The organism is Streptomyces sp. NPDC026515 (assembly GCF_055567595.1).
Genome location: NZ_JBVHQD010000009.1, coordinates 168,205 through 183,228 on the forward strand (window position 1 = coordinate 168,205; position 15,024 = coordinate 183,228).

Consider the following 15,024-nt stretch of genomic DNA (forward strand, 5'->3'; position numbering starts at 1 on the left):
AGTGGATCAGGTGATTCGCGCCACGGCGCGACCCCTGCCATGCTGTCTGATCACTCGCCCTGAGCGCTGCCCTCACCGACTGTCACGGACGGGACCCATGCCTGCGGAAGCCAAGGTGGACATCGGCACCGGATCGGCCACCCCGCCGCTCACCGAGCGGCAGGAGGCCCGGCGCCGCCGGATCCTGCACGCGAGCGCCCAGCTGGCCAGCCGGGGCGGTTTCGACGCGGTGCAGATGCGCGAGGTGGCCGAGTCCTCCCAGGTGGCCCTCGGCACGCTCTACCGCTACTTCCCCTCCAAGGTGCACCTGCTGGTCGCGACCATGCAGGACCAGTTGGAGCACATGCACGGCACGCTGCGCAAGAAGCCGCCGGCGGGCGAGACGGCGTCGGAGCGGGTCGCCGAGACCCTGATGCGGGCCTTCCGGGCCCTGCAGCGCGAGCCGCACCTGGCCGACGCGATGGTCCGCGCCCTGACCTTCGCCGACCGCAGCGTCTCCCCCGAGGTGGACCAGGTCTCCCGGCAGACGACGGCGATCATCCTGGACGCCATGGGACGGACCGACCCCACCCCGGCCCAGCTCTCGGCCGTCCGGGTCATCGAGCACACCTGGCACTCGGCCCTGATCACCTGGCTGTCGGGCCGCGCCTCCATCGCCCAGGTGAAGATCGACATCGAGACGGTCTGCCGGCTGATCGACCTGACGGAGCCGGAGCGGAAACCGTAGGACCGCGGGAGGGCATGCGAAAGACCTACGAGACGGGTTCCCTTCGCCGGCATGGTCCGGATCAGGTGAATGGAGGTCGCCGTCCGGCCCTACTGCTGCCTTTCGACCTCTCAGCCCGACCGTCGACGTCGGCACCGGCGGATGCTGGTGCATCTGCGTCGCGCCAGAGTCGGCTACTCCGCTCGGACTCCCTCACTCGCCTCGTAGGCTGTTTTCAGCATAGAACGTACAGACGAGAATGGAACACCCCAATGGGGGATTTTTTCTACTTTTTCGGCCACCCGCTCCTCCTGTCGAGGGACCGGCTACCCCACCGTCTCCAGCCCGTCCCAGCTCCGCCCGGCCGCGGTCTGGCCCGCCCAGCGCTCCAGCAGCAGCCGGGCCTCCGTCTCCGGGGCCGCCAGGCAGACCCGCTGGGCGCCCGCGTGGACCGTGCGGGACTGTTCGCGGGTGCCCTCGCTGCAGCAGGAGCAGAGCACCTCCAGGCTGCTCGCGGGTTCCGCGCCGAAGCCGTGCTCCACGAAGAGGGCGACCAGCGCGTCCAGGTCGGCGGCCTCGCCGGCGTTCACCGTCACCTCCAGGGTCGGCAGCCCGGACGACCGGAGCAGGAGCAGTTCGTCGAAGACGGGGAACTCGCGGCCGTCGACCACCCGGCGCCCCGTGGGCTCGCCGTCGTGCACGACGATCTCCCCGAACCGCCGCCCCGCCGTCACCGGCACGTTCATCACCCTCCCCCGCGTCGGGCACAGCCGGTCGATCCACACGACCTCCCGCTCGCCGCCGGTGTCGAGGCGCACACAGGCCGCCCCGAACCGCCCCTCGATCTCCCCCTCCCCCGCCGGGAGTTCGATGCCGAAGCCGGCCCAGGCGTCACGGGCGGTGGCCCAGTCGCCCTGGATGGTGGCCGCGATGCCGAGGTTCCAGAACGCCGGGTCGCCCTCGCCGCGCGGAGCACGGGCGGCGGCCTCACGCCCCAGTGCGTGGGCCTTGGCCCAGTTGCGCAGGAACTTGTGGGCGAGCGCGGCGTCGTACCACCACACCGCGCTCCGTTCCTCGTCCGGGAACCGTGCGAGAACCCGCTCGAACAGCCCGGCGGCGGTCAGCCACTCCTCGGCCCGCCACGCCTCGTAGGCCTCACCGATCAGGCCTTCGGCCTCGGACTTGCGCACGTTCCCCACCCTGGTCGGCCCGACGGACCGCAGGAGCGTATCCCAGCCCACTGACAGCGCCGGCGTGGCCGGGACGGGGGTACCGGGCCGTACCGGGGTGGCTCAGGTGTCCGCTCCCAAAGTCCCTGGCGGATCCCCTGCCCCCGGTCGGAGAATCTCCCCCATGGCACTCATCCACCACACCACCCTCAAGCCCACCAAGGTCGAACTCCTCGCCGGCTGGCTCCCCACCCGTCGCTGGTACCACGGGCCCGCCGCACCGGAGTTGGTGAAGGGCGGCGGCTTCCGGCTCGACGACCCGGAGGGGGAGGTGGGGATCGAGTTCATGGTCGTCACCGAGGGCTCGGCCGCCTACCTGGTGCCCCTCACCTACCGTGCCGCCCCGCTCGACGGCGCCGAGCACGCGCTCATCGGCACCATGGAACACGGTGTGCTCGGCACCCGCTGGGCCTACGACGGCTGCCACGACCCCGTGCTGACCGCCGGGTTGGCGGCCCTGATCGAGGGGCGTGCCGCGGCGCAGGCGCAGAGCGTCACCGACACTCCCGACCGCGAGGTCGCCCGTGGGTACACCGGCGCCGGACCGATCCCCGGCCTCGGCGCCCCCGCCGACACCGACGAGAACACCGAGTTCGCCGTGGCGGAGGGCGGCCCGGTGCTGCGGCTGCGACGCGTACTGACCCCCGGCTCGCTGCCGCCCGCCGACGCGGCCGGATACGTCACCGGAGCCTGGCAGCGACCGGACGGCACCCGCGCCGGCGCGTTGTTCGCGGCGCTCGAACCGCGCTAGGGCCCATCCGGCGGATCACGCGGCGGACGCGGGGTCTGCCACGCCCTCCTCCCCAGCGGCGTTGTCCTCGCTTGTCGACATCCCCAGCCCTCGGCCGGGAGGTGTCCACCGCGTTGCCGCCCTCCTCCGCCTTGCCGGTGGACGCACCGGACCCCGCCCACCAGTGCCGACGAGGCGCCACGACTTCCCGCCCCCTGATCCTCAACACGCCCTAGTCCTCCGGCGGGAAGACCGGTTCGCCACTGTCCAGCAGGGTGATCGTGATCGCTTCCACCGGGCAGTTCTCCGCCGCGTCCAGGATCCTGCCGTTGGCGTCCGACTCCGGTTCCACGGGGTGGGACTGCATGGCGGAGTCGAGGCGGAAGGCCCCGGTGGCGCGGTTGACGCACTGGGCCGAGCCGATGCAGACGGAACGGTCGACCTCGACGTGCCAGCGGTCACCCATGGCCCCTCACGCCTCCCAGCCGGCCGGGAGGTGGATCATCTTGTGTTCGAGGAACTCGCCGTAGCCCTCGGGCCCGAACTCCCGTCCCAGACCGGAGTTCTTGTAGCCGCCGAACGGTCCCAGCATGTCCAGGCTGAAGGTGTTGACGGAGTAGGTGCCGGTACGGACCTGACGGGCGACCTCGATGCCGTGCGCCACGTCCGCCGTCCACACGCTGCCGCTCAGCCCGTAGTCCGAGTCGTTCGCGATCTTCAGGGCCTCGGACTCGTCACCGTAGGGGAGGAGGCAGATCACCGGGCCGAAGATCTCCTCCCTGGCGATCCGCATGGAGTTGTCGACGTCGCCGAAGAGGGTCGGCTCGACGTACCAGCCCTTCTCCAGACCCGGCGGCCGGCCCCCGCCCGTGAGGATCTTCGCGCCCTCCTCCTGGCCGATCCGGATGTAGTCCAGGTTCCGCTGCTGCTGGCGGCGGGCGACGAGCGGGCCCACCTGGGTGGCCGGGTCGAGCGGGTCGCCGACCTTCAGGGCGCTCGCCGCGGCCGCGAAGGCGTCGGCGAACTCGTCGTACCGGGAGCGCGGGACGAGGATGCGGGTCTGGGCGACGCACGCCTGGCCGTTGTTCATCCAGGCCGCGGGGACGATCCCGGCGACGGCGGCGGCCGCGTCCGCGTCCGGCAGCACGACCGCGGCCGACTTGCCGCCCAGTTCCAGGGTCACCCGGGTGAGGTTCCTCGCGGCCACCTCCATCACCCGCTTGCCGGCCGCGACCGAACCGGTGAAGGAGACCTTGTCGACGCCCGGGTGCGCGACGAGGTACTCGCTCACCTCGCGGTCGGCCGGAAGGATGGACAGGACCCCGTCCGGCAGCCCGGCCTCCCTGGTGATCTCACCGAGGATGTAGGCGTCCAGCGGCGACTCGGGGGACGGCTTGAGCACCACCGTGCAGCCGGTGAGCAGCGCGGGGGCGAGTTTGGCGGCGGCCACGAACTGCGGCACGTTCCAGGGCACGACGGCCGCCACGACCCCGACCGGCTCCCGCCGCACCAGGATCTTCCCCAACACCCCGTCGCGCGTCTCCTCGTACGTGAAGTCGCGGGCCACCCGGATCGCCGCGTCCCACACCATCATCGCGCCGAGGGCCTGGGCGAGCACGCTCCACGAGTACGGCGAACCGTTCTCGGAGGAGATCACCCGCGCGATCTCCTCGTGCCGCACGGCGATCGCGTCCTTGATCCGGGTGACGACCTCGATCCGCTCGTCGAGGCTCATCCGCGGCCAGGGCCCCTCGTCGAAGGCCCGCCGCGCGACCCCGACCGCCCGGTCCACGTCCTCCCGCGAGGCGTGCGGCACCCGCCCGAAGACCTCCTCGGTGTGCGGCGACACCACCTCGATGACGTCCCTGCCCAGCGGGTCGGTCAACTCCCCGCCGATGAACAGCTGCCCATGCTCCAGGAACTCGGTCATGGCGCCCCACCACCTTTCCTGACGATGTTTCAGAACTGATACCAGTTCTAGTTATAGTGAGCAATGGCCGTGCGGCGGTGCGGGGGCGGAGGGTGGCGAATGGCGAACAGTCAGGGCGAGCCGGGTGAGTCGGCGGCCGCGCGGGCCGGGGTGACCGTGCACGATCTCGGCGGGGGCGTCCGGTCCGTCGAGGTTCCCATTCCGGACAATCCCCTGGGGTACACGCTGGTGTACGTCGTCGACACCGACCGCGGGCCCGTGCTGGTCGACACCGGCTGGGACGATCCAGGGTCGTGGGACGTGCTGGAGGCGGGGCTGGAGGCGTGCGGTACGGGGGCCGGCGAGGTGTACGGGGTCGTCATCACCCACCATCACCCCGATCATCACGGGCTGTCGGCGCGGGTGCGGGACGCCTCCGGGGCCTGGGTCGCCATGCACGCGGCCGACGCGGCCATCGTGCGGCGGACCCGGGAGACCCGGCCGGAGCGGTGGTTCACCTACATGGCGGCGAAGCTGACGGCCGCCGGTGCGCCGCAGGAGCACGTTGCGCCACTGCGCTCCGGACCCCGCCGGAGCACCTCGCTGCCGGGCCTGTCCCCCGCCCTTCCCGACCGCGAGATCCTTCCCGGTGAGCTGCTCGACCTGCCCGGCCGCCGGCTGCGGGGCGTGTGGACGCCGGGGCACACGCCGGGCCATGTCTGTCTGCACCTGGAGGAGGAGCACCCGGCCCGGCCGACGGGGCGCGGCCGCCTGTTCTCCGGTGACCATCTGCTCCCGGAGATCACGCCGCACGTCGGCCTGTACGAGGATCCCGACGACGCGACCGTCACCGACCCCCTGGGCGACTACCTCGACTCCCTGGAGCGCATCGGCCGCCTCGCGCCCGCCGAGGTCCTCCCGGCCCACCAGTACACCTTCGCCGACGCGCCGGCCCGGGTACGGGAGCTCCTGGCCCACCACGAGGAACGTCTCACCGCTCTGCGCGTGCTCCTTCGGCAACCCCTGACCCTCTGGGAGTTGGCCGTGCGCATGGAATGGAACCGGCCCTGGGAGCAGATCCCCTACGGATCGCGGAACATCGCCGTCTCGGAGGCGGAGGCACATCTGCGGCGTCTGGTGAAGCTGGGGCTCGCGGAGCCGGTGACGGGCAGCGAGCCGGTCAGGTACGTGGCGGTGTAGGAGCCGCGGTCAGCTGACGGAGGTCTCGGACGTGATGAGCATGTCCGCCAGGTCGGCGAGGGTGGTGAGCTGGCGCGGGTTCATGTGCGGCGCGCGCGCCGCCAGCCGGACCAGGCCGCTCTCGCGCAGCCGGGACAGCGGGTCGGCCCGCGCCTCCAGTCCCTGCAGTACCGGCTGGAGCGCCTCGTACAGCGCCTCGGACTCGCTGGCGGTGAAGAATCCTGGCGGCAGCCCGAAGAACCGCCGCAGGCGGTCGGTGTGTTCGAGGCCCGGCATGCCGCTCTTGCGCCACTCGCCCAGCCACTGCCTGCTGGTGCCGGCGATCGCAGCGAGCTCGCCCAGCGAGTACCGCTTGCCGTCGGGACGTCGCCGGTGCTCGCGAATGAAGTCCAGCCGCTGCCGCACCCGTTCGGCCAGCTCCACCTCGGGCGCCGTGGCGCCGCCGAGCAGTTCGGCGACGGTACCGACGGGGATCCCGGTGCGGTAGGACAGGTCGGCCACGTCGAGCACCTCGGACAGCCGCCCGGGCCGTCCGGTCAGTTCCCCGAGTCTGCCCAGTACGCCGGTCAGCGGGGTGTGGTCGTCACTCACCAAGGTCCCCCAGGAGGCACGTCGTCGGCGGGCCGGCCTGCCGAGCGGTCGGCGGGCCGAACGGACGCGAGGTTATCGAACTCCCCAGCCCACTCACCAGACATGACAAGCGTCACTGCGGATTTGGGCAGCAATCGTTGACATATGACGGTTCGCCAGAAAGGATCTGGAACGATCACGTCGCCAGGCCACGGTCGAACCGACCCGCCCCGGGTGCCGCATATGGGGGAGCGGCATCCGTGGCGATCAGCCGCCCCGCCTCCTCCGGAAGGTGAGGCGAACCGATGCCGCAGCCCGTCCTGCTCCTCGGCGCCGGCCGCCGGTGCGCGTACGACGAGTTCGTACTGACGCGCATCGCCGCGACCCGCCCCGTGGTGCTGGTGGACGCCGCGCCGCCCGACTGGGCACGGCCGTGGCTGGCCGGTCACCTCGCGGCGGACCCCGGCAAGGACGGGGCGACGGCGTCCGCCGTGGTGCGGTTCGCGGCCCGGTACCGGGTCCGCGGGGTACTGGCCCACTCGGCCCGGTACACGCTCGCAGCCGCCCGGATCGCCGGGCAGCTGGGGCTGCCCGGACCCTCCCGAGCCGCGGCCGCCGCCTGCGCCGACCCGGCCGTTCTGCGGGCCTCGCTCGCCGCCGGCACGGTCCCCGCCGACGACGCGGGCACGCCCAGGGTCTGCGCCGAGACCGTCGTCCTGGACGGCGAGATCCGCATCGTCGCCATCACCCGGACGACCCTGGGCCCGGCGCCCGCCCGGCAGCCGCTCCGGCACACCGTGCACGCCCACGACGGCCTGCTGCACAACCGTTTCCTGCGGCTGGCCGTCGACCGGACCGTGCACGCCCTCGGCCTCACCCGGGGGGTGCTGCACATCGGGCTGCGGCTCACCGACCGCGGCCCCCGCGTCACCGACGTCACCCCGTGCCTGCCGGGCGACCTGATCCCGCTCCTCGTCAAACGCGCCACCGGCGTCGACCTCGCCCAGGCCGCCGCCGCCCTGGCCACCGGCGAGGTGCCGGACACCACGCCCACCCGGCAGCGGGCGGCCTCGATCCGGTTCGCCTACCCGGCCGCCACCGGCCGCCTCGACCACCTGACCCTCTCCCCCGACGCGGCCCGGGAGCCCGGCGCCGAGCGGATGATCCTCACCCGGGACGCCGGCCACCACGTGACCGCCGGACCGCACGCGACCGTCGACGACCGCCTGGCACTCTGGGTGGCGGTCGGCGAGGATCCCGCCGGTTGCGACGACGCCCTGCGCCGGATGGGCCGCCACCTGTCCGCGGGCATCGCCCCGGTCGTGACCGCGGCCTAGGGCCGGCCGGCGGTCACAGCAGGGTCCGTATCAGCTTCTCCGCCGCGCCGAGCAGGTCGACCTCCCGGCGGCTCATCGTCGGGTTGGCCGCCCGTCGTCGCAGGGCCTCCGCCAGCCCCCGCTCGGTCAGTTCGGACGGATCGGCGAGCAGGGCCACGAGCAGTTCGCGGGCCATCGGCAGGTCGCCGACCGCGACCTGGGCGAGGATCACCGCGGACATGGCCCAGTCCAGCCCCGGCGGCCCGTCCTCGGCGTTGGTCCAGTCGATGACCCGGGGCCCGTCCGGAGTCAGCATCACGTTGTCGGGATGCAGGTCGAGGTGGAGGACGCGCGAGCCGGGGTCGGCCGGGTCCCGCCCGGGCACGGCGTGCAGCCGCCGCAGCAGCGAGGCGAGCAGCGCACCGCCCTCCGCCGGATCCGTCTCCGCCGCGAGCAGCGCCGTCAGCATGGTCGGCCCGGACAGCCGCTCCATGACCAGGTCGGTGCGGGACGCCGCGGGCCGCACCCGGGGCACCGGGTAGCCGTGCCGCCGTACGTACGTCATCACCGCGCCCTCGGCGGCCGCGTCCCCCCAGCCGTCCCGGTCCCGGCGCAGCACCCACGCCTCGTCGATCTCGTACACGTCGGCCGAACGTCCCGACCCGAGCAGTCTCCCCGTCATGGCATGACCATAACCAGCGGCTACGACCCACGGCCGCCCCTCGGCCTCGGAACGGCGGCCGGTAAAGTAGCCGGGTCGTCATCACCCGTACGGGGGAAAGCCGGTGCAAACCCGGCGCCGGCCCCCAACCGGTCCTCGGCTTCGCCCGAGCCGGGGACACCGATGTCCGTGAACCGTCGCACCGACGGTGAGCCGGACCGCCCCGCACGGGACGTTGATCGGCCAAGTGCGCCGGCACCCGTCGGCGCACGGCACCGTCGAGGTTCACGGAGCCGAGCCGCCGGGGTGTCCCGCGCCGCCCGGCTCCCCCGCAGGGAGAGGCACCCGCCGATCATGACCGTCCTCCGCCGCAGCGCCGCGGTGCTGGCCGCCACCGCCGTCATCGGTGCCGCCACGCCCGCCCTGACCGCGACGGCCGCCGACGACCCGTCCCCGTCCGCCTCCACCGTGCTCCCCTCGGGGCTGTTCGGCCGTACGGACCCCCGGTACGACGGCGTCTGGCGCCAGTCGCTCGCCCTGCTCGCCCAGCACACGGCGGGGGTGACACCGGCGACGAAGGCGGTGGACTGGCTGACCGGGCAGCAGTGCGCGAACGGCGCGTACGCCAGTTTCCGTGCCGAGCCGGGCGCGGCCTGCGGCGCCAAGGTGACGGTCGACACGAACAGCACGGCCGCCGCCGTGCAGGCGCTGACGGCGCTCGGCGGGCACGACGACGCCGTCGGCAAGGCACTGACCTGGCTGAAGGCGCAGCGGAACAAGGACGGCGGCTGGGGTTACACCCCCGGCTCGCCCAGCGACACCAACTCCACCGCCGTGGTCGTCGGCGCGCTCGCCGCGGCCGGTGAGAGCCCGGACAGGGCGACGGACGGCCTCCTCGCCAAGTGGTCCCTGCCCTGCGGCCGGGACGGCGGCGGCGCCCTCGCCTACCAGCCGGACAAGGAGGGGAAGCTGGCCGCCAACGCGGACGCCACGGCCGCCGGAGTGCTCGGCGCCCTCGGCAAGGGGTTCGTGACGAAGGCCGGGACGGCCCCCGCGGACGGCCACGCCTGCGCCGACTCCGACTCGGGCAAGGCGCTCGCACCGGCGGACGTGGCCCGCAACGGCGCGGCCTACCTGGCGGAGGCCACGCACGGCAAGGGGTACCTGGTCTCGGCCCTCGCCGGCGCCAAGGCCCAGCCGGACTACGGCAACACCGCCGACGCGGTCGTGGCCATGGCCGCGCAGGGCTCGGCCGAGGCCGCGAAGCAGCCGTACGCCTGGCTGGAGGCCCATGCCGTGCCGTGGGTGGAGCAGAGCGGTCCCGCGGCCTACGCGGAGCTGATCTTCGCTGCGCACGCGATGGGCGCGGACCCGCGCGACTTCGGCGGTACGGACCTGGTGGCGGGCCTCGGCGCGACCGGCCCGGCCCCCGCGAAGGCGGCCCGGAACACCGAGGAGAAGGCGGACGAGAAGGAGTCGTCGGGCACCGGCGTCTGGTGGATCGTCGGTACCGGGCTCGTCGCCGGCATCGGCATCGGATTCCTGTTCAGCGGGCGCCGGAAGCAGCGTCAGCCGTGACCGGCGTCCGCCGTGCGGCGCTGCTGGTCATCACCGCGTCGACCCTGCTGGCGACGGCCGCGCCGGCGGAAGCCGCCGGTTACCGCTACTGGTCCTTCTGGGAGCGGGACGGCGCACGGTGGACGTACGCCACGCAGGGCCCCGCCACCGCCCGGCCGGACGACGGCGCGGTCGAGGGGTACCGGTTCGCGGTCAGCGAGGACTCGGGAGACGCGTCGCGGCCCCGCGGGACGGCGGACTTCGGCACGATCTGCGCCGGTACGGCCGCGGTCGGTGGCCGCAAGCGGGTGGGGCTGGTCATCGACTTCGGCACGACGGCGGACGCCCCGTCCGCGCAGCGTCCGCCGGTGCGGCGGACCGCGTGCGCGGTGGTGCCGCGGGACGCGACGGCGGCGGAGGCGCTGGCCGCCGTGGCCAAGCCGCTGCGGTACGACACGAACGCGTTGCTGTGCGCGATCGGGGGGTATCCCGCGCAGGGGTGCGGGGAGAAGGTGGCGGCGGGCGGTGCGCCGGCGGCCGGTACGCCGAGGGGCGGGCCGTCGGTGGGGCTGCTGGCCGGGGTGGGGGTGGTCGTGGTGGTCGCCGCGGGGGCGTTCTGGCAGGCGCGGCGGCGAAGGGATGGCTGAGCGGAGCACTCCTCGTACCCGCGGTCTGCACCCCGGCGCCTGGTGGCTGTGGGCGCTGTCCCTCGGGGTCGCCGCCTCGCGGACGGCCAACCCGCTCCTGCTCGCCCTGCTCGTCGCGGTCACCGGTCATGTCGTGGCCGCCTGCCGGAGCCGGACGCAGGGGGCCCGTTCGTACTCCGCGTTCGCCAAGCTCGCGCTCGCCGTGCTGCTCGTCCGGCTCGCCTTCACCGTCTTCCTCGGCTCCCCCGTGCCCGGCTCGCACATCCTCGTCACCCTCCCCGAGATCCCGCTCCCGCACTGGGCGCAGGGCATCCGGCTCGGTGGCCGGGTGAGCGCCGAGGCGCTGGTGTTCGCCCTCTACGACGGCCTCAGGATCGCCACGCTGCTGATCTGTGTCGGTGCCGCGAACGCGCTCGCCGATCCGGGCCGCCTCCTCAAGTCGCTGCCCGGCGCCCTGTACGAGCTGGGCGTGGCCGTGGTCGTCGCTCTCACCTTCGCGCCGAACCTGATCGCCGACGTCCAGCGGCTGCGCGCCGCCCGCCGGCTGCGGGGCCGTCCCGACTCCGGGGTACGGGGGCTGCTCCAGGTCGGACTGCCGGTCCTGGAGGGCGCGTTGGAGCGCTCGGTCGCCCTCGCCGCCGCGATGGACGCGCGCGGTTACGGCCGTAGCGCCGACGTACCGGACCGGGTCCGCCGTACGACGGCCGCGCTGACCCTCGGCGGGCTGCTCGGCGTGTGCGCGGGAACGTACGGGCTGCTCACCGCCGAGGGCGGCGGATACGGGCTGCCCCTGCTGCTGGCCGGGGTGGTCGCCGCGCTGGCGGGGCTGCGGCTCGGCGGCCGCCGTTCGCTGCGCACCCGGTACCGGCCGGACGCCTGGGACGGGCGGGCCTGGCTGGTGTCCGGGTCGGGCGCCGCCGTCGCCGGGCTGGTGGCGCTGGCCGCGGTGCGGGATCCAGGCGCCCTGCAGCCCGGGGTGGTACCGCTGGTCGCCCCCACGCTTCCGCTGTGGCCCGCGGCCGCCGTACTGCTCGGCCTGCTGCCCGCCCTGGTCGTACCGAAGGAGCCGTCGTGATCCGCTTCGAGAACGTCTCCGTGACGTACGAGGGCGCGGCCGAACCGGCCGTGCGCGGTGTCGACTTCGAGGTCCCGGAAGGTGAACTCGTCCTGCTGGTGGGCCCGTCCGGTACGGGCAAGTCGACGATCCTGAACGCGGTCAGCGGGCTGGTGCCGCACTTCACCGGAGGCACCCTGCGCGGCCGGGTCACCGTCGCGGGGCGGGACACCCGGACGCACAAGCCGCGTGAACTCGCCGATGTCGTCGGCACGGTGGGGCAGGATCCGCTCGCCCACTTCGTGACCGGCACGGTGGAGGACGAACTCGCCTACGGGATGGAGTCGTTGGGGATCGCTCCGGCCGTGATGCGGCGGCGGGTCGAGGAGACCCTCGACCTGCTCGGGCTCGACGGGCTGCGGGACCGGGCGATCGCCACCCTCTCCGGCGGGCAGCGGCAGCGGGTCGCGATCGGGTCGGTGCTCACCCCGCATCCACAGGTCCTGGTCCTCGACGAGCCGACCTCCGCGCTCGACCCGGCCGCCGCAGAGGAGGTGCTGGCCGTGCTGCAGCGGCTGGTGCACGACCTGGGGACCACGGTGTTCCTGGCCGAGCACCGGCTGGAACGGGTGGTGCAGTACGCCGACCGGGTGGTGCTGCTTCCGGAACCGGGGGCCGCGCCCGTGTGCGGCACGCCCGCCGAGGTGATGGCCGTGTCGCCGGTGTGTCCGCCGGTGGTGGAGCTGGGGCGGCTGGCCGGGTGGTCGCCGTTGCCGATGACTGTCCGGGACGCCCGGCGACGGGCGGGCGGGCTGCGGGAGCGGCTCGCCGGGCGGGTCCCGGAGCAGCGGACCCCCGCCGACAGCACGGCTCCCGCGGGTACCACCACTCCTCCGGCTACCCCGACGACCGACGCCCGCCCCGCCGCCCCTCTCCCCGCACAGGGGCCCGGCCGCCGATGGGCCGCCGCCGCCCGCCTCGGGCTCGGCACCGGGCGGCCCACCGCTCCGGCGGTCCCCTCGGTCGCCGCCGACGCGCCCGCTCCGCCCCTCGCCGAGGTCCGCTCGCTCGTCGTGCGCCGGGGCCGGGTGGACGCGCTGCGCGGTGTCGATCTCAGCGTCGCGCCCGGGGAGACGGTCGCCCTCATGGGCCGGAACGGCGCCGGGAAGTCCACGCTGCTCGGCGCCCTGGTCGGGCTCGTGGAGCCGGGTTCCGGGACGGTCCGGGCCGGCGGCGCGGTGCCGCGTCGCACCCGCCCGCACGATCTCGTACGCCTGGTCGGTCTGGTTCCGCAGGAACCCCGTGACCTGCTGTACGCCGACACGGTCGGCGTCGAGTGCGCGGCCGCCGACCGGGATGCCGGGGCGATGCCGGGGACCTGCCGTGAGCTGGTGTCCGGACTGCTGCCCGGGGTCGCCGACGACACGCACCCCCGTGATCTCTCCGAGGGGCAGCGGCTGGCGCTGGCGCTGGCCGTGGTGCTGACCGCCCGGCCGCCGCTGCTCCTGCTGGACGAGCCGACCCGTGGCCTCGACTACGCGGCGAAGGCCCGGCTGGTCGGCGTGTTGCGCGGCCTCGCCGCCGACGGGCACGCGATCGTGCTGGCCACCCACGACGTGGAGCTGGCCGCCGAGATCGCGCACCGGGTCGTGCTGCTCGCGGAGGGTGAGGTGATCGCGGACGGGCCGACGGACGACATCGTCGTGTCCTCGCCGTCCTTCGCGCCGCAGGTGACGAAGGTCCTCGCGCCCCAGCGATGGCTGACCGTGACCCAGGTGCGAAAGGCGCTGGCATGACCGGCCCGGTACGGCTGGGCCCCCGCTCGGTGGCCGCCCTGCTCCTGGTCAGCGCCGTCGGCGTGGTCGCCGTCGGCTGGCCCTTCCTCGCCCCGCCCGCCTCCCGGATCACCTCGCACGCCCAGGACGCGCCCTGGCTCTTCGCGGGCCTGCTGCTCCTGCTGGTCGCCGTGCTCGGGGCGACGATCTCCGAGTCGGGGCTCGGTCCGAAGGCGGTCGCCATGCTCGGCGTACTGGCCGCGACAGGGGCGGCGCTGCGGCCGATCGGCGCGGGCACCGCCGGGATCGAGCCGATGTTCTTCCTGATGGTGCTGAGCGGGCGGGTGCTGGGACCGGGCTTCGGGTTCACCCTCGGTTCGCTCACCATGTTCGCGTCGGCGCTGCTCACCGGCGGGGTGGGGCCCTGGCTGCCGTTCCAGATGCTGGCGATGGGCTGGTTCACGATGGGAGCCGGGCTGCTGCCGGGGGCCGCGCGGCTGCGCGGGCGCGGTGAGCTGGCGCTGCTGGCGGGCTACGGCTTCCTGGCCGCGTTCGGCTACGGCATGGTCGTGGACCTGGCCGGCTGGCCGCTGCTGGCCGGCACCGCCTCGGACATCGCCTTCGACCCGCACGCCGGGCCCGCCGCCAATCTGGCCCGGTTCCTCGCCTACAGCCTGGCCACCGCCATGGGCTGGAACCTGGGCCGGGCGCTGTGCACGGTCGTCCTCACCCTCGTCCTCGGGCCGGCCCTGCTGCGGGCGCTGCGCCGGGCGACCCGGCGGGCCGCCTTCGAGACCGCGGTCACGTTCGACGGCCCCGGGGCGTGAGGCGGCGTACGCGTCCCGTGACGCGACCGGTGAGGCGCCCCACATGACCCAGATCACCTACGATCCCGGGCAGTAGCGCGGTTTTCCCGAAATGCCCGCTAGGTAACCGCCCTGACCTGCACTTTGAGAGCCACGCCACATCGCGGGTGAAAGTCTCCTGTGCGACCACAACTAGTAAAAGGGGTGATTGCGGACGGGAGTGCGGCCTGCTTCTCTGGACGACGTCGCCAGGCACCACCGGCTCCCGGCCGGCCGCGGAGCCGACGCACACGGCCACCGCTCACGGGCGGTTCCGGAGCACGGCGGCCCCCCTGTCCCCGATGAACGAGGTTCTCCGTGTCCGTGTCCGTCATCCGCCGCATCGCCTCCCCGAAGAAGGTCCTCACCGCCGCCGCCGTGGCCGCCGCCACCGCCGGTATGGCACTGAGCGCGGCGCCCGCCCAGGCCGCCACCGGCTCGGCCTCCTCCGCCCAGGCGATCGCGCACAAGATGATCCCGGACGCCGCACAGTTCAACGCGTTCAGCAAGATCGTCTCGCACGAGAGCGGCTGGAACCCCAGTGCCACCAACAGCTCCTCCGGCGCCTACGGCCTGGTCCAGGCCCTGCCGGGCTCGAAGATGGCGTCCGCCGGGTCCGACTGGAAGACCAACCCGGCCACCCAGATCAAGTGGGGTCTGGACTACATGAACTCCCGCTACGGCAGCCCGACGGCCGCCTGGAGCTTCTGGCAGGCCAACGGCTGGTACTGAGCCGGCCGGCCCGCTCCCCGGACCTCGGCACCCTCGCTCCCCTCCTCCCGGGCGAGGGTGCCGACGCATGTCCGGACGTGGTGGACTTGAGAC

15 protein-coding genes are annotated in these 15,024 nt (G+C 73.9%); 10 read left to right on the forward strand and 5 right to left on the reverse strand.

The features are described 5' to 3' along the window. The first annotated feature begins 97 nt into the window (after positions 1-97). Positions 98-727, forward strand: coding sequence for a TetR family transcriptional regulator (locus tag ACZ4O3_RS20620; protein ID WP_362722470.1), 630 nt, complete (start codon positions 98-100; stop codon positions 725-727). A 305-nt stretch (positions 728-1,032) separates the two neighbouring features. Here the strand turns inward: ACZ4O3_RS20620 and ACZ4O3_RS20625 are convergent, their stop codons facing one another. After that, complete coding sequence (locus tag ACZ4O3_RS20625) at positions 1,033-1,896, reverse strand: tetratricopeptide repeat protein (protein WP_467723459.1); 864 nt, start codon at positions 1,894-1,896, stop codon at positions 1,033-1,035. Positions 1,897-2,059: 163 nt separating this feature from the next. On the opposite strand from ACZ4O3_RS20625, the gene ACZ4O3_RS20630 reads away from it, so the two are divergent. Beyond that, the gene (locus ACZ4O3_RS20630) at positions 2,060-2,686 is read left to right on the forward strand and encodes a maltokinase N-terminal cap-like domain-containing protein (RefSeq protein WP_467723461.1); all 627 of its coding nucleotides are present in this window, start codon (positions 2,060-2,062) and stop codon (positions 2,684-2,686) included. Between the two features lie 211 nt (positions 2,687-2,897). Here ACZ4O3_RS20630 and ACZ4O3_RS20635 read toward each other — a convergent pair whose 3' ends face one another. Then, positions 2,898-3,131 (reverse strand): ferredoxin, encoded by a 234-nt coding sequence (locus ACZ4O3_RS20635; RefSeq protein ID WP_362722461.1) that lies wholly within the window; start codon positions 3,129-3,131, stop codon positions 2,898-2,900. 6 nt (positions 3,132-3,137) lie between these two features. Beyond that, on the reverse strand, positions 3,138-4,595 hold the full coding sequence (locus tag ACZ4O3_RS20640) for an aldehyde dehydrogenase (protein ID WP_467723463.1): 1,458 nt from the start codon (positions 4,593-4,595) through the stop codon (positions 3,138-3,140). A 99-nt stretch (positions 4,596-4,694) separates the two neighbouring features. On the opposite strand from ACZ4O3_RS20640, the gene ACZ4O3_RS20645 reads away from it, so the two are divergent. After that, positions 4,695-5,774 carry an MBL fold metallo-hydrolase gene (locus ACZ4O3_RS20645; RefSeq protein ID WP_467723465.1) on the forward strand — a complete coding sequence of 360 codons (1,080 nt, stop codon included), beginning with the start codon at positions 4,695-4,697 and terminating at the stop codon, positions 5,772-5,774. A gap of 9 nt (positions 5,775-5,783) precedes the next feature. Here ACZ4O3_RS20645 and ACZ4O3_RS20650 read toward each other — a convergent pair whose 3' ends face one another. Further along, positions 5,784-6,365 carry an XRE family transcriptional regulator gene (locus tag ACZ4O3_RS20650; RefSeq protein WP_362722451.1) on the reverse strand — a complete coding sequence of 194 codons (582 nt, stop codon included), beginning with the start codon at positions 6,363-6,365 and terminating at the stop codon, positions 5,784-5,786. Positions 6,366-6,649: 284 nt separating this feature from the next. Between ACZ4O3_RS20650 and ACZ4O3_RS20655 the strand changes: the two genes are divergently transcribed. Beyond that, the gene (locus ACZ4O3_RS20655; RefSeq protein WP_467723467.1) at positions 6,650-7,681 is read left to right on the forward strand and encodes a hypothetical protein; all 1,032 of its coding nucleotides are present in this window, start codon (positions 6,650-6,652) and stop codon (positions 7,679-7,681) included. Between the two features lie 13 nt (positions 7,682-7,694). Here the strand turns inward: ACZ4O3_RS20655 and ACZ4O3_RS20660 are convergent, their stop codons facing one another. Then, positions 7,695-8,342: a phosphotransferase family protein gene (locus ACZ4O3_RS20660; protein WP_362731808.1), complete on the reverse strand. Its 648-nt coding sequence runs from the start codon at positions 8,340-8,342 to the stop codon at positions 7,695-7,697. 333 nt (positions 8,343-8,675) lie between these two features. Between ACZ4O3_RS20660 and ACZ4O3_RS20665 the strand changes: the two genes are divergently transcribed. The 6 genes from ACZ4O3_RS20665 (at position 8,676) to ACZ4O3_RS20690 (ending at position 14,931) form a co-directional block, all read left to right on the forward strand. Continuing rightward, positions 8,676-9,899, forward strand: coding sequence for a prenyltransferase/squalene oxidase repeat-containing protein (locus ACZ4O3_RS20665; RefSeq protein ID WP_467723469.1), 1,224 nt, complete (start codon positions 8,676-8,678; stop codon positions 9,897-9,899). Then, positions 9,896-10,525 carry an SCO2322 family protein gene (locus ACZ4O3_RS20670; protein ID WP_467723471.1) on the forward strand — a complete coding sequence of 210 codons (630 nt, stop codon included), beginning with the start codon at positions 9,896-9,898 and terminating at the stop codon, positions 10,523-10,525. The genes ACZ4O3_RS20665 and ACZ4O3_RS20670 overlap by 4 nt, the downstream gene beginning before the upstream one ends. Beyond that, the gene (locus ACZ4O3_RS20675) at positions 10,518-11,600 is read left to right on the forward strand and encodes a CbiQ family ECF transporter T component (protein WP_467723473.1); all 1,083 of its coding nucleotides are present in this window, start codon (positions 10,518-10,520) and stop codon (positions 11,598-11,600) included. Before ACZ4O3_RS20670 ends, ACZ4O3_RS20675 begins: the two co-directional genes overlap by 8 nt. Next, positions 11,597-13,375: an ABC transporter ATP-binding protein gene (locus tag ACZ4O3_RS20680; RefSeq protein WP_467723475.1), complete on the forward strand. Its 1,779-nt coding sequence runs from the start codon at positions 11,597-11,599 to the stop codon at positions 13,373-13,375. Before ACZ4O3_RS20675 ends, ACZ4O3_RS20680 begins: the two co-directional genes overlap by 4 nt. Further along, positions 13,372-14,181 carry an ECF transporter S component gene (locus ACZ4O3_RS20685; protein WP_467723477.1) on the forward strand — a complete coding sequence of 270 codons (810 nt, stop codon included), beginning with the start codon at positions 13,372-13,374 and terminating at the stop codon, positions 14,179-14,181. The genes ACZ4O3_RS20680 and ACZ4O3_RS20685 overlap by 4 nt, the downstream gene beginning before the upstream one ends. 336 nt (positions 14,182-14,517) lie before the next feature. After that, a complete protein-coding gene (locus ACZ4O3_RS20690; protein WP_362728510.1) occupies positions 14,518-14,931 on the forward strand; it encodes an aggregation-promoting factor C-terminal-like domain-containing protein in 414 nt (137 codons plus the stop codon). The last annotated feature ends 93 nt before the right edge of the window (positions 14,932-15,024 follow it).